The organism is Amycolatopsis sp. NPDC049868, from assembly GCF_044461365.1.
Taxonomy (GTDB): Bacteria; Actinomycetota; Actinomycetes; order Mycobacteriales; family Pseudonocardiaceae; genus Amycolatopsis.
Window position 1 is genome coordinate 1 of the sequence record NZ_JBITKV010000006.1, and the last position, 13,379, is coordinate 13,379.

Annotated in this window: 11 protein-coding genes; 5 read left to right on the plus strand and 6 right to left on the minus strand. The window is 69.8% G+C overall.

Annotated elements, in window-relative coordinates; all coding sequences use genetic code 11:
- The first annotated feature begins 316 nt into the window (after positions 1–316).
- Positions 317–1,768, plus strand: coding sequence for an amidase (locus ACIBTM_RS24430; protein WP_395879415.1), 1,452 nt, complete (start codon positions 317–319; stop codon positions 1,766–1,768).
- Here the strand turns inward: ACIBTM_RS24430 and ACIBTM_RS24435 are convergent, their stop codons facing one another.
- On the minus strand, positions 1,769–2,554 hold the full coding sequence (locus ACIBTM_RS24435) for an aminotransferase class IV family protein (RefSeq protein ID WP_395879417.1): 786 nt from the start codon (positions 2,552–2,554) through the stop codon (positions 1,769–1,771).
- A 1-nt stretch (position 2,555) separates the two neighbouring features.
- Positions 2,556–3,413 (minus strand): peptidylprolyl isomerase, encoded by an 858-nt coding sequence (locus tag ACIBTM_RS24440; RefSeq protein ID WP_395879418.1) that lies wholly within the window; start codon positions 3,411–3,413, stop codon positions 2,556–2,558.
- A gap of 156 nt (positions 3,414–3,569) precedes the next feature.
- Between ACIBTM_RS24440 and ACIBTM_RS24445 the strand changes: the two genes are divergently transcribed.
- Both ACIBTM_RS24445 and ACIBTM_RS24450 read left to right on the plus strand, forming a co-directional pair.
- Positions 3,570–4,178, plus strand: coding sequence for an MBL fold metallo-hydrolase (locus ACIBTM_RS24445; protein WP_395879419.1), 609 nt, complete (start codon positions 3,570–3,572; stop codon positions 4,176–4,178).
- Positions 4,178–4,834, plus strand: coding sequence for a hypothetical protein (locus ACIBTM_RS24450; RefSeq protein WP_240601100.1), 657 nt, complete (start codon positions 4,178–4,180; stop codon positions 4,832–4,834). The genes ACIBTM_RS24445 and ACIBTM_RS24450 overlap by 1 nt, the downstream gene beginning before the upstream one ends.
- A gap of 68 nt (positions 4,835–4,902) precedes the next feature.
- Here the strand turns inward: ACIBTM_RS24450 and ACIBTM_RS24455 are convergent, their stop codons facing one another.
- The 3 genes from ACIBTM_RS24455 to ACIBTM_RS24465 form a co-directional block, all read right to left on the minus strand.
- A complete protein-coding gene (locus tag ACIBTM_RS24455) occupies positions 4,903–5,187 on the minus strand; it encodes a hypothetical protein (RefSeq protein ID WP_395879420.1) in 285 nt (94 codons plus the stop codon).
- Positions 5,188–5,270: 83 nt separating this feature from the next.
- The gene (locus tag ACIBTM_RS24460; RefSeq protein ID WP_395879421.1) at positions 5,271–6,683 is read right to left on the minus strand and encodes a YibE/F family protein; all 1,413 of its coding nucleotides are present in this window, start codon (positions 6,681–6,683) and stop codon (positions 5,271–5,273) included.
- A gap of 220 nt (positions 6,684–6,903) precedes the next feature.
- Positions 6,904–7,881 carry a GlxA family transcriptional regulator gene (locus ACIBTM_RS24465; RefSeq protein WP_395879422.1) on the minus strand — a complete coding sequence of 326 codons (978 nt, stop codon included), beginning with the start codon at positions 7,879–7,881 and terminating at the stop codon, positions 6,904–6,906.
- 99 nt (positions 7,882–7,980) lie between these two features.
- Here ACIBTM_RS24465 and ACIBTM_RS24470 point away from each other — a divergent pair, with 99 nt between their 5' ends.
- Together ACIBTM_RS24470 and ACIBTM_RS24475 are read left to right on the plus strand one after the other, a co-directional pair.
- The gene (locus tag ACIBTM_RS24470; protein WP_395879423.1) at positions 7,981–8,691 is read left to right on the plus strand and encodes a DJ-1/PfpI family protein; all 711 of its coding nucleotides are present in this window, start codon (positions 7,981–7,983) and stop codon (positions 8,689–8,691) included.
- Positions 8,692–8,778: 87 nt separating this feature from the next.
- Positions 8,779–11,745 carry a BTAD domain-containing putative transcriptional regulator gene (locus tag ACIBTM_RS24475; RefSeq protein WP_395879424.1) on the plus strand — a complete coding sequence of 989 codons (2,967 nt, stop codon included), beginning with the start codon at positions 8,779–8,781 and terminating at the stop codon, positions 11,743–11,745.
- Between the two features lie 306 nt (positions 11,746–12,051).
- Here the strand turns inward: ACIBTM_RS24475 and ACIBTM_RS24480 are convergent, their stop codons facing one another.
- Complete coding sequence (locus tag ACIBTM_RS24480; RefSeq protein WP_395879425.1) at positions 12,052–13,164, minus strand: erythromycin esterase family protein; 1,113 nt, start codon at positions 13,162–13,164, stop codon at positions 12,052–12,054.
- Positions 13,165–13,379: the final 215 nt, after the last annotated feature.

Sequence of the window (13,379 nt, forward strand, 5' to 3'; positions counted from 1 at the left end):
ACGCTCGACTGGGACACCCCAGCCGAGCGCCTCACTACACTCCTCACCCAAACCAGTTGATCACCCGTGTTGCAACGACCCCTGAAATCCGCCCCTTGTGCTAGACGCAAGGAAGGGGGCCTTCATGTACTCCGGCCGACCGATGTCTTCACGGGCTTCGAGTCACCAGATGGCGTTCCACTCGTGCCCAATGATCTCCCCGAAAACCCTTGTGGCGTAGCCCTTTCTGTGCCTCGTCAGGCCGGGTTCCCGACGGTCGCGATGTTGCGCGAGAAAGAATTTTATGGCCTGCACCAGAGGTGTTTATGGTCGATTCATGGAGTGGAAATTTCAGACGGCCGAAGAGCTCGCGACCGCTTTGCGCGCCGGTGAGGTGACCTCGGCGGAACTGACCGACGAGGCGATCGCCCGGATCGAGCGGGACGACAAGGCGATCAACGCGATCTGTGTGCCGGATTTCGACCGGGCGCGGGCCGCCGCACGCGATGCAGACCAGGCGCGGGCCCGCGGCGAGGACCGGCCGCTGCTCGGTATCCCGGTGACGGTCAAGGAGTCCTTCAACATGACCGGGCTGCCCACGACCTGGGGCATGCCGCAGCATCAGGACTTCGTGCCCGCCGAGGACGCGGTGCAGGTGTCGCGGCTCAAGGCCGCCGGGGCGGTGGTGCTCGGCAAGACCAACGTGCCGTTGGGGCTGCAGGACATCCAGACCTTCAACGAGTTCTACGGCACCACGAACAACCCGTGGGATCACGACCGCACCTCGGGTGGGTCGTCCGGCGGATCGGCGGCTGCCCTGGCGTCCGGATTCGGTGCGCTGTCCATCGGCTCCGACCTCGCGGGCTCGTTGCGCACCCCCGCGCATTTCTGCGGTATCTACGCGCACAAACCGACGGTCGGGCTCGTGGCGACCCGCGGCATGATCCCGCCTCCGGCGCCCGCCTTGCCGGTGGACCTCGACTTGGCCGTCGCCGGTCCGATGGCGCGTACCGCCCGCGACCTCACGCTCCTGCTCGACGTCATGGCCGGGCCGGACCCGCTGACGCACGGGATGGCGTATGACGTGAAGCTGCCGCCCGCGCGGCATGAGCGGCTCGGCGACTTCCGGGTTCTGGTGATCGAGGATCATCCGCTCATTCCGACCGGGGCCGCCGTGCGGGCAAGCGTGAACCGGGTGGCAGACGCCCTTGTCGAGGGTGGGGCCCGTGTCGAGCGGTACAGCCCGTTGCTGCCCGACCTGACCGAGTCCGCGACGCTCTACATGCAGCTGCTGTTCTCCAGCACTGTCGCGCGTTTTCCCGTCGAGGCGTACGAGCAGCTGCAGGCCGCCGCCGCCGCGCTGAGCGCGGACGATCGGAGCCTCGACGCGGCGCGGCTACGCGCCATGGTGTACACCCACCGCGACTGGCTGGAGGTGTACAACCATCGCGAGCGGCACCGCCACGACTGGCGGCGGCTGTTCGCCGAGTTCGACGTGGTGGTGTGCCCGATCACGCCGACCCCCGCGTTCCCGCACGACCACGACCCCGATCTGCCGGGACGCCGGATCGACATCGACGGCGTCGGTCATCCCTACTTGGACCAGCTCGTCTGGGCGGGCGTGGCCACCATGCCCGGTCTGCCCGCCACCGCCGTGCCGACCGGCCGGTCCGCCGAGGGCCTTCCGGTGGGAGTTCAGCTCATCGGTCCGGCGTTCGAGGACCGCACCCCGCTGCGGCTGGCCGAACTGCTCGAGCAGACGATCGGCGGCTTCCAGGAGCCGCGGTAACTAGATCTCGTCCCAGGGATTGCTGTCGTACGCTTCGGCGAGGATCCGGCTCGTCTCCGGAGCGTACGACAGCACGACGTCGTCGACCGACGCCACCGGCCAGCCGACCGACTCCGAATTGGTCAGGAACATGGCATCGAACCCCGGCAGGTCGGCGGGGCGGACGTCGCGGACCTCCTGCGGGATCCCGTTCCGTTCCAGGCCGCGTCGCACGAGCTGCTGGGTGATGCCGTCGAGCACCGGGGCCTGCGGCCAGACCACCGTGCCGCCGTCGAGGAACCCGACGTTCCAGATCGACGCCTCGCTGACCCTGCCGTCGTAGTCGACGAACAACGCGTCGTCGTATCCGGCCAGCTTCGCCTCACGCGTGTGGTGGAGAAGCCCGAACGTGCCGACGTGCTTGACCTCCGGAAGCACCCGTTCGTAGCGCACGGACCGCAGGCGCAGCGGCGTCATCTCGTGCTCTCGGGGCGGCCCGGTCCGGACGAGGACATCCGGCGCCGCGGGCGCGCCGGGATCGGACCAGTCCATCGCGCGGGAGAAGATCAGCACCCGCACCGACAGCGCGTCCTCACCCCGGACGGCCTGCCGCACGTACGCGCGCACCGCGTCGGTGTCGAGGTCGCTGCCGAACATGCGCCGCGTGCTCGCCACGAGACGGCGAAGATGGACGTCCAGGCCGCGGACCTTGCCGTCGCGGACCTGCATCGCGGTGAAGTGGCCATAGCCGAACGCGCCCGCCAGGTCTTCCGACCGGGCGGGCGCGCCGTTGAGCTCCAGCTTCATGTCAGGCGTTGACCGTGACGCCGGTGAACTTGACCTCGGTGTTCGGCGGGCCGGTGCCGTCGCCGTTGCCCGCCTGCGCGTTCGCGCCGGCCTTGGCGACCTTGTCGAGCACCTTCAGGCCCTCGTCGGAGATGCTGCCGAAGACCGAGTAGTCCGCGGGCAGTTCGGCCTCGCCGTAGACCATGAAGAACTGGCTTCCGCCGGAGTTCGGCTGCTGCGTCTTCGCCATCGCGAGGATGCCGCGGCCGTACTTGATCTCCTTGAACGCCTCGTCCGGCATCGTGTAGCCCGGGCCGCCCATACCGCTGGCCTCGGGGTCACCGCACTGCAGCATCTGCAGGCCGGTGGTGCCGAGCCGGTGGCACTTGGTGTCGTTGAAGTAGCCCTGCTGGGAAAGGCTGATGAAGCTCTGCACCGCGCACGGGGCGAGCGCCCGGTCCAGCGTCAGCGGGATGTCGCCCGCGGTGCTCTTCAGCACGACGTTCACCGTGCCGTTCGAAGAGACGTCCTTGCCTTCCGGCTTGTTCACCTTCTTCGAAGCCGGCTTGGCGGTGTCGTCCTTGTAGTCGCAGGCCACCGGGTTCGCCAGCGGCGTCGGCCGCTTCGGCATCGGAGTGCGCTCCGTGGGGATGGTGACCTCGGGGGTCGGAGGAGCCGAGCTCGGGGAAGCGTCGGAGGCGGCATCGTCACCACTGCTACTGCTGACGATCCACCACACCGCGCCCGCCACGATGGCGACGACGCCGACGACCGCCACCGAGCCGACGATCCTGCGCCGCTTGGCCTGTTCGGCCCGTCGCACGATCTGTCGCTCGAGCTTGCGCTTCGCGGCTTCGCGGCGCTGCTGGTTGGTCGGCACCCGCCCTCCCGGTTTCCACTCGATGTCACACGTCTGAGGTAGCGGGAGTCTATTGGCACAGCCTGTGAGGCCCCCGTACAGGGGCCGCTAGGCTTACTTGATCGTGATCAGGGCCATCCCGTCACCTGTTCGGCGGAAGATCTGAGGAGGCGTTTCGTGCTGGTTGTCGGTTTTCCGACAGGCCCCCTCGAAGCCAACTGCTACCTGCTCGCGTCCGAGGACGGCGGTGAGTGCGTGATCGTCGATCCCGGAGAGGAGGCCGCCGAGCCGCTCGGGACCGCGCTCGCCACGCACGGCCTGACGCCGGTCGCGATGCTCGCCACCCACGGCCACCCCGATCACGTCGCTTCGGCCGGCGAGGTCGGTGCGCGCCACGGAATACCTCTCTATCTGCACGAGGCGGACCGGCCACTCCTCGGCCAGGACGCCGGTCAACGGAAGGACGGGATCGTGTCACTCGTCGATGGCCCGCTGAGGCTGGCCGGGCTGGAGATCACGGTGTCCGGCACACCGGGTCACACCGCCGGTTCGGTGGTCTTCGGGCTGACCTCCGCCGAGGGCGGCCGGATCGTGCTCACCGGGGACAGCCTGTTCGCCGGTTCGATCGGCCGGTCTTCCGGTGACGGCGGTGAGCTCGTGCGGTCCCTCGGTGCCAGGGTGATGACGCTGCCCGATGACACCGTCGTCCTCCCGGGCCACGGTCCGGCCACCACGATCGGCCAAGAGCGGGCGGCGAACCCGTTCCTGGCCGGGACGGGCGCGTGATGACCGAGCCCACCGGGACCCCGGAGACCCCCGAACGTCTCCCGCTGTTCCACGACGACCCCAAGCTCCGTCGCAAACGCGGCTGCTCCAGCGTCGCCGGCGTCGTGATCTTCGCGGCCGCGTTCGGCGGGATCGCCGGCCTGATCGGTGGTGAGATCGCCGGGCTCGTGGTCGCCGGGGTGATCGCGCTGCCGCTGCTGTACGTCATGTTCTACAACCTGCGCCGCCGGGTTTGGCTCGAAGGCGACACGCTTATCGTGCGGACCTGGGGTGTGCGGCGGATCGACCTGACCGCGGCCGAGCGCATCGACCTGGTGATCAGCGACGTGCGCGGTACCCGGACGGTCAGCCTGCTGGTCAACGCGGGCAAGCGCCGCAAGGTCGCGAAGGTCGACCTGGCCGTGTACTCGGGCGCGGGCGGCCGGGAACTGGGCATCCTGCAGCTGCGCAAGCTGGCGAACGCTTTGCTGAACAACACCGACGCGAACGGTCTCGTGTTCTCGGAACTGCTGGTGGCGCAGCTGAAATCGGAGGCGCGCGGTGACGCGGCGGCGGAGCGGCCGCTCTACCGGCTGGCCTCGGCGGCGCCCGCCGGGAAGTACATCCAGCGGTTCACGATGGAGGCGGTCAGCCGGTTCGTGGCGACCCTGGACTGAGCGGGGCGAGACCGCGCCGAGTGTCATGAAAGGGTCGTTCAGGACATTTTCCGTCCTGAACGACCCTTTCATGACATTTGACCCGGGCGGGCGCCCGCGGTCTCCAGCTTTTCCAGCCGGGTCTTGATCTCCTCCAGCTGGTAGACGATCTCCGGCAGCTCTCCCGCGGCGAAAGTCGCCAGCCGCTCCGAGTGCTTGAGCGTCGCCCGTACGTCGTCGAGCGCGGCGGCGATCTTGGGAACCGCCTCGACGGCTTCGAGTGTCGAGACGAGCACGCGCCGCGCGACGGCGGTCAGCTGTCTCGGGACGGCGAACGCGGCGTCGAGAACGTCGAACATGGCCCCTCCGATCACGCGGCGAACCTCGGGTGCGGCCTCTTCGTACCCGACTCCGGCCCGTGATCGCGCGGTGGGCTCGCGCTTTGGGGCGCTTGTGGCTACAGGGACTCTTGGGGCTCTCGCGAGGCGATCAGCGCGGCCAGCACGGTGGTGACCGGGACCGCCGCGACGATGCCGACGCTTCCGGCCAGCGTCCGCACGATCTCCTGGGCGATCTCCTCCGCGCCGAGGATCGAGCCGAGCCCCACCCCCGAGAGCGAGGTGTACAGCAGCACCGGCAGCGCCGCGCCCGCGTACGCCATCACGAGCGTGTTGACCGCCGAGCCGACGTGATCGCGCCCGATCCGCAGGCCCGCGCCGTACAGCTCACGCCAGCCGAGTGCCGGGTTCGCCCGCCGCAGTTCCCACACCGCGCTCGTCTGCGTCACCGTGACGTCGTCCAGTACACCGAGCGCGCCGATCACGACACCCGCCAGCAGCAGTCCCCGGGCGTCGATCCCGTGCCCGAGCGAGCCGATCAGCTGGGAGGTGCTGTCGTCGAGCCCCGTCAGCGACGCGGCGGCCGAGAAGATCGCCGACAGGACGCCGATCAGGACCAGGCTCACCAGGGTGCCCAGCACCGCCACGGAGGTTCTCGCGGACAGCCCGTGCGTCAGGTACAGCGCGACGAACATGATCGCGCCCGCGCCCGCGATCGCCACCAGCAACGGACTCTCGCCGGCCAGGATCGAAGGCAGCACGAAGAGCGCCAGCACCAGGAAACTCAGCCCGAGCGCGATCAGCGCGGCGAGCCCCTGCCAACGGCCGAGGACGATCACCGCGAGCGCGAACAACCCGGCGAGCAGCAACAGCGGCGTACCCCGCTGGAAGTCGACGATCTGGAACGACGCGGGGTTCGCGACGTCGCCGCCGTTGTAGGACAGCACCACGTCGTCGCCCGCGGCGAACCGCGGCGTGCTCGGCTCGATGGGCAGCGTCAGCTTCAACGGCTTCCCGGACGCGGGTCCGTCGGTCATCGTGAGCTCGCTGGTGAGACACGGCTTCGCGTCCGGCGGCGGCTCGCCGACCTGTACCTGTCCTTCGGCCAGGCACGGTCCGGTGATCGTCCCGGTGACCGTCGCGCTCACCGGGGTCCCTTGGGGGAAGACGCTTTTCGCCGGTTCCTTGCCCCACGGATAGAGGAAGACCATTCCGGCGACGGTCGCGACGGCGAGCGGGATCAGCAGCCACATCAGCAGCAGCCGGACCCGGCGCGACGCGGGCGCCGCCGGTCCGTGACCGTGCGAGTGCCCGTGGCCGACCGGCTCGGGTTCGGGCTTCGGTTCGGCGGCGCGACGTCTGCCCGGCTCGGCCGGTCGCGGCCGCTGAGCCGGTGGGCGGGGGCGCCGCGTGCCTTCGGGCGGCGGCGTCCGGCGCGGCGAACGGGACGTTCCGGGCGAACGATCGGACGGGGCGTCCGTTACCCGGCGAATCGGGCCGGTGTCGTCGTCGGAGATGTCGCGGCGGTTCACCCGCACATCCTCCACAGTGCATGCCGAGTCCCGCACACGGCCTAGGCAATCTCTCTCAAAAGCGCGCTATCGGGTTTCCGTAGCCGGGCCGTGGCATCGACATGACCACTCACTCAACCGTGTCAGCGGCCCACCTCCGCAATCCCGAGGCCTCCGGCCGAAAAGAAACGCGCGCGCGTGTCCTCACCCACCCGGTCAACCTCAGTTTGGGAGACACCTCCTAGCCGAACGCCTGCCGAAGGTGGACACGGCGATAGGCCGAAGGCGGGGTGTCGAAATGGTCGAGGAAGGCTTGGCGAAGTGTCTCGGTGGAGCCGAAACCGCATCGCCTCGCGATCGAGGACAGTGGAAGTTCGGTGCCGCACAACAGTTTCGCCGCGTTCTCGGTCCTCGCCGCCCGCACGTACCTGCTGGGTGTGGTGCTCAGGTGCGCGTCGAACAACCTGGTCAGCTGCCGGGTGCTGATCCCGGCCCGCTCGGCGAGGACGGTGGTGCCGAGATCACCGGCGAGGTGCTCGGCGACGTACGCGGTGATGTCGCGGACCAGCCGGTTCTCCGGCGGCGGACCGGACAGGAACATGCTCACCTGCGCCTGGTTGCCCGGCCGCTGCAGGTAGGTCACGAGCATCCGGGCGACCTCCCTGGCGAGGCTTGGACCGTGGTCCTCCTCGACGAACGCGAGGGTGAGGTCGATCCCGCTGGTTACCCCCGCCGCCGTGTAGACGTTGCCGTCGCGCACGTACAGCGGGACCGGGTCGACGTTCACCTGGGGGTAGTTCGTCGCGAGCCGGTTCGCGAACCGCCAGTGGGTGGTGGCGCGGCGGCCGTTGAGCAGCCCGCACGCGGCGAGCACGGTGGCGCCGGTGCAGACGGAGGCGACACGACGGCTCCGCTGCGCGAGCCTGCGGATGTGGGTGACGAACCTGGCGTCCGCGGCGGCGGCCTCGTGGCCGGTGCCGCCCGCGACGATCAGCGTGTCCAGTTCGCCGGTGATCTGGTCGAGCCGGTGCTGTGCCTGCAGGGTCAGCCCGGACTCGCAGCGGATGCCGCGTCCGTCGACGCTGGCGAGCATGATCTCGTACCCCGGCTTGCCGCCGAGTTTGGTCGCGGCGTCCAGGACGTCCGACGGACCGGCGATGTCGAGCAGCTCGGCGTTGCTGTAGCCGACGATCAACACTCGTCTGGGTGAACCCGGCATGATCGAACGCTACCAGTAGTGCCCGGCCGTCGGACGTTGTTCGCAGGAATCCGGACATCGGGGCCACCGCGGGCCCGTCCCTGCGACACCGTTGTCCCCATGACAGACGACAAGAAGACGATCGCGTTCGTGGTGTACCCGGGGATGACCCCGCTCGACATGGTCGGGCCGCTGACCGTGCTGGACGGGATGGCGAGCACGACGCAGGAGTACCGGACGGTCGTGGTCGGCGAGACGAAGGACCCGGTCACCACGGACAACCCCTTGAAGCTCATGGCGACCCACACCTATGACGAGGTCCCGTCGCCGTACGCGCTGCTCGTGCCCGGCGGCGCCGCGCCGACGCTGAAGGCGCTCTCCGACGAGAAACTGGTCGGATACCTGCGCGGCGCCGCGGCGAACGCGGAACTCGTGACCTCGGTGTGCACGGGATCGCTGTTGCTGGGGCAAGCCGGGCTGTTGAAGGGCCGGAAGGCCACGACGCACTGGATGTTCCGTGAGCTGCTGGGCGCGTTCGGCGCGGAACCGGTCGCCGAGCGCTGGGTCGAGGACGGGAACGTGATCACCGCCGCCGGGGTGTCGGCGGGGATCGACCTCGCGCTGCACCTGGTCGAACGGCTCGCCGGCGCCGAGATCGCCCGGACGATCCAGTTCGTCATCGAGTACGACCCGGAGCCGCCGCAGGGGCCGCTGGACTGGTCGAAGCGTCCGTACGGGGATCTCAAGCCCTTGCTGGAGCACACGCTGAACGAGGCACTCGCGGACGAACCCGAGTTGCGGGACCGGCTCCTCGCGCACACCGGGAAATAAGGGGGACGGCCATCCGGGTGAGAAATCGCCGACTCGGGGACAGCACCGGGTTACATTCGGGTCATCCGTCCAGGTGATAGGTGGTTCGTGGAGTTCAAGGTGCTCGGCCCGCTCGCGGCCTCGGTCCCGCTGCCGTCGGCGGCTCAGCCCCGTCGGGTGCTCGCGGTGCTCCTGACCCGGCCGAACGAGTTCGTCCACCGGGACACCCTCGTGGACGAACTCTGGCCGCAGGGACCGCCGTCGAGTGCAGCGGCGGTCGTGCAGATGGCGGTTTCCAAGCTGCGCAAGGCGTTGTCACCCGGCGTGCCGGTGGACGATGAGCGGCAGCGGCTGCGGTCCGGCCGGAGCGGCTACCGGCTGACGGTGGCGGAGGGGGAGCTGGACGTCACCCGTTTCTCGGAACTGACGGCCGCGGCCGCGAGGGCGACCGGTGACGAACGCAAGGCGTTGCTCGAACGGGCGCTGGGGTTGTGGCGTGGCAGGGCCTTCGCCGACGTGCCGGTCGGTCCGCTGGTGGAGGCCCATCGGCTGTGGCTGGAGGACCGGCGTTGTTCGGTACTTGGCAAGCTCGTGGAGCTGGAACTGGCCGCCGGTGACCACAAGGCGGTCGCGGACCGGCTGGGACCGGAGCTGGCCGCCCGGCCGGGCGACGAACGGCTCGCCGGATGGCTGGCCGAGGCGTTGCACGGTCTCGGTCGGCGGGACGCGGCGCTGGCCGTCCTCGACCGCTGCCGCCGGGCGCTGTGGGAACACGCTGGCGTTTCGCCTGGGGACGACCTGCTCGCGGTCCACCGCCGGATCGCCGGAACCGGCTGGTCGGCGGGCGGCGCGCCGTGCGGGCTGCCCGCCGCGACGCCGGATTTCATCGGCAGGGCGGCAGAGCTGGCGGAAGTGGGGCGCGCGTTGCGGACTTCCGCGCCGATCGTGCTGCACGGGGCGGCGGGAACGGGGAAGAGCGCGCTGGCCGTCCAGGCCGCGTGGCGTGTGCGCAAGCGGTTCCCGGACGGCCAGCTTGTCGCCGACCTGCGTGAACCCGGTGACGTCCTCGCCGGGTTCCTTCGCGCGCTCGGGCTTGCGGAAGCGGAACTCCCCGCGGACCGGGCGGGGCTGCTCTCGTTGTGGCAGAGCCATTCCGCCGACCGGCGGCTGCTGGTGATCCTCGAGAACGGCCGGTCCGAAGCCGAGGTGCGGCCGTTGCTGCCGAGTGGTCCCGGCTGCGCGACGATCGTCACGACGCGGCGGCGGCTGGCCGGCCTCGTCGGCGCCAGGCCGGTGGAGGTCGGGGCGCTGTCCTACGAGGACGCGCGGATGCTGCTCGGTGAGATCGCCGGAGAAGCCCGATTGTCCGCCGAACCCGACGCCGTCCGCCGGGTGCTGGCCTGCTGCGACGGTCTTCCACTGGCGGTGCGGGCGGCGGGGATGAAGCTGCTGCAGCGGCCTCGGCTGAGCGTCGCCGAGTTCGCGACCCGGCTGGAGAACGAGCGGCTGCGCCTCGACGAGCTCGCCTCCGGTGACCTGGCCGTCCGGCCGGTGCTCGCCGAATCCCTCGCCGAGCTGTCGGCGCGTCAACGGAATTCCCTGCGGCTGCTCGGTTTTCCCGGCGCCACCGGGATCGCCGACTGGTTCGCGACGGCCATGCTGGGCTGCCCGCCCCGCGAGGCGGCGGAACTGCTCGACGAACTCGTGGACGACCACCTGCTTCGTGCCGAACCGGATCAGGCGGGGTCCCTCCGGTACCGGCTGCCGGGGCTGATCCGGCTCACGCTCCGGGAACCGCCGGATCCCGCGGCCCTCAGACGCGCGCTGACGGTGATGGCGGCGTTGGCCGAACACGCTTCCGCCGCGCTCGGCGCCGGATACCCGCCGTCACGGCGCGCGGACGTCCCGGCGGCCGTTTCGGACCGCGTCGCGGCCGACCCGGTCGGCTGGCGGGCCGCGGAAACCGCGAATCTCGCACTTGCCGTCCGAACCGCGAAGAATCACGGCTGGACCGGGTTGGCCATGCGGCTGGCCGACGCCTACAGCGATCTCGTCGGCCCCAGGAAAGGCGGTTTTCCCGCCTGGCTCGGGTTCGGGATCGTGCGTGATCGCCTCGATCTCCCCGCGGAGGCGGAGAAACTGCTGAAGCTCGGGCATGCCCACGCCGACGCGGGGGACTTGGCCCGGGCGAGGACCAGTTTCTCGTTGGCGGAGACCAGGTTCCGTTCCGTGGGCGATCAACCGGGCACCGGGGCCGCGCTCATCGCGCTCGCCGACGTCGACGCGGACTCCGGCCGGACCGATGCGGCGGTCCACGCGCTGCGGGAAGCACTGGACCTGTTGCGGGACTGTGGTGACCTCGCCGGGCAGGCGATGGCGTCGGCCCAGTTCGGCTCGCTGTGGGACGACCTCGGCGACTTCTGCCGGGCGAAGGAATGCTTCGACGCGAGCCTGCTGCTTTCACTTCATTGCGAAGACGGGCACCAGCACGACCGGTCCGCCAAGCGGTACGCCGACGTCCTGCGACGGAACGGCCGCGTGGACGAGGCCGGCACGCTGCTGACGAGTGCCCTGATCGGCACGCGCAGCTCGCGTGAACGCCATTGGGAGGCGCACGTCCTCCGGAGCCTCGGTGATCTCCACGCGAAAACCGGCGACGCGGGGGAGAGCGAACGATGCCTTTCGCGGTCGCTCGAACTGTTCGAGGACGTCGGGCACCGCCACGCCGCCGCCTACACGCATCGAAGCTTCGGCGAATCCTTGCGTCTGGCGGGTGAGCACGGCCGTGCCGCCGAGCATCTGAGCCTGGCGATGAGTACCTTCCGTGAACTCGGTGACCGCCGAGGCGGCGGATACGCCCTGCTCAGCTTCGGCCGTCTACGGGCGGACGAAGGCATCGTGTCCGAGGCCGCCGAAGGGCTCCGGACCGCGGCGGGGCTGTTCCGGGAGCTGGGATTCCCGGTGTGGGAACTGCGCGCGCTCCAGGGGCTTTCCACCGTCGACGGGAGCGGACGTCAGCGGGACCGGGCTCGTGAAGCTTTGACGAAGATCCGCTTCGGGGTGACTCCGGCATAGCCCGGCGGGGGACCGGCGGCCACGGCGTTTGGCGAAGTTATGGCGACGGTGTGTTGACTTCTGCTCATGTGAGCGGACTTCGCGCCGCCCCGAATTCGCGGTACTGGGGGTGGCGGCGCGTGCTCGTGGCCGGGTGACGCCTTCAGAGGGCAGGAGGCGTCACCCGGTTCGGAGGGCTGAAGTCCTGCGCCGGGTCGTGAGTGGCGACGACGGTTCTGGTGGAGCCGATGTCGGCGAGTGGGGAGGATTTGGGACGTTCAGTGTCCCTAATCCTCCCCAGTCGGCAGCGAACCCGAGCGCCCCTGCCTAACCGCGGACGTGCAGGATCGCGTCCGCGTCGTTCAGCATCCCTTGGTCGAGCGGGAAGTAACCCTGTCGCGGGGTGGGATCGGTCCGGACGGTCGCGGGCGGGACGTCGGAGGCGGGGAGCAAGCCCCAAGCCGTGGTGACGTGCTTCTGCAGGAACCCTTCGTAGGTATCGGGCTCCGGCTCCGCTAGCGCTATGTCCTCGCTTCCGCCGAGGCTGGTCGCGACGAAGGTGTAGCGATCGCCGAGCAGCGGCGCCACCAGCGCGCCGGCGGGGAACCAGGTGGTCTCGGTATCGGCGACCCGCATGGTGCTCGCCTGGCGCCGCAGATGGAGGTTGTGGGCGAAGACCAGCGTCCGGCCGCGACGGGCTTCGGCGGCGCGGATGTCCAGCAGGTTCCGCGCCATGAAGGAGTCCCGGGCCGCGACGAGGGGCGCGTAGCGCTCGTGCGGCTCGAGAGGCTCGGCGCATTGCCGGTGGTAACGGAGCAGATCGATCCCCGCCATGAGGTGGATCTCCGCCCGCGACCACGCGTCCGCGTCGGGCTCCCGGGAGCGAAGCGCGGTGAGCAGGTCGGCCGCGATCGCGCGCAGGCGGTAGGCATCGGCCGTGGCACCGGGCGAGGAAGCCGCGTCCATGACGGCTTCCGTGCGGCTCCAGCGTTCGTCGTCGCCTGCCGGGCCGGCGATGTCCACGTCGAGCCCCAGGAAGTCGCGCGCGTACTCAAGGTAGCGCCGAGGGCTGGGCGCGGACGTGTTCTCGGTCTGGGTGTCGAAGCCATGGAACGAAAGGCGCTCCGCGGGAGGCCGGGTTTCGTTGTACTCGCGCATCCACGCGATCAGTCGCCTGTTCGCCTCGACGCCACCGAAGGTGTGTGAGAAGCCTTCGCTCATCGCGAGGTCGAGGGTTCCGGTGCCGTCCTGGACGAAGTCGTTCGCGACGAGCGCGGCCACGCGATCCGTTTCGAGGGCGATCGAGCGGAAGCCGCGTTCGACCAGCTGGGCGAACAGCTCATTGCGGACCTCCGCGAAGACCGGGGTCGCGTGCGTCGGCTCACCCAGTGCCAGCAGGTCGCAGGAGGGGGTCACGAAGTCTCGGATGTCTTGACTCATGAGGTTCAAGCATATCGTTGATGTTCCGGTTGAAACTTGGGTAGCGTTTGCCTGCGTGGTTGGTCCCAAAGCCTCAAACCGTTCGTCAGGTGGCGGCCACCTGCACCCCGCGCGCAGTACGTGAAGGCCCCCTTCACTGCGCTAGACGCAGTGAAGGGGGCCTTCACGTACTTGGCAAGGAGGCCTTCACGGACCGGGCCCGAGGCTGCGGTGCC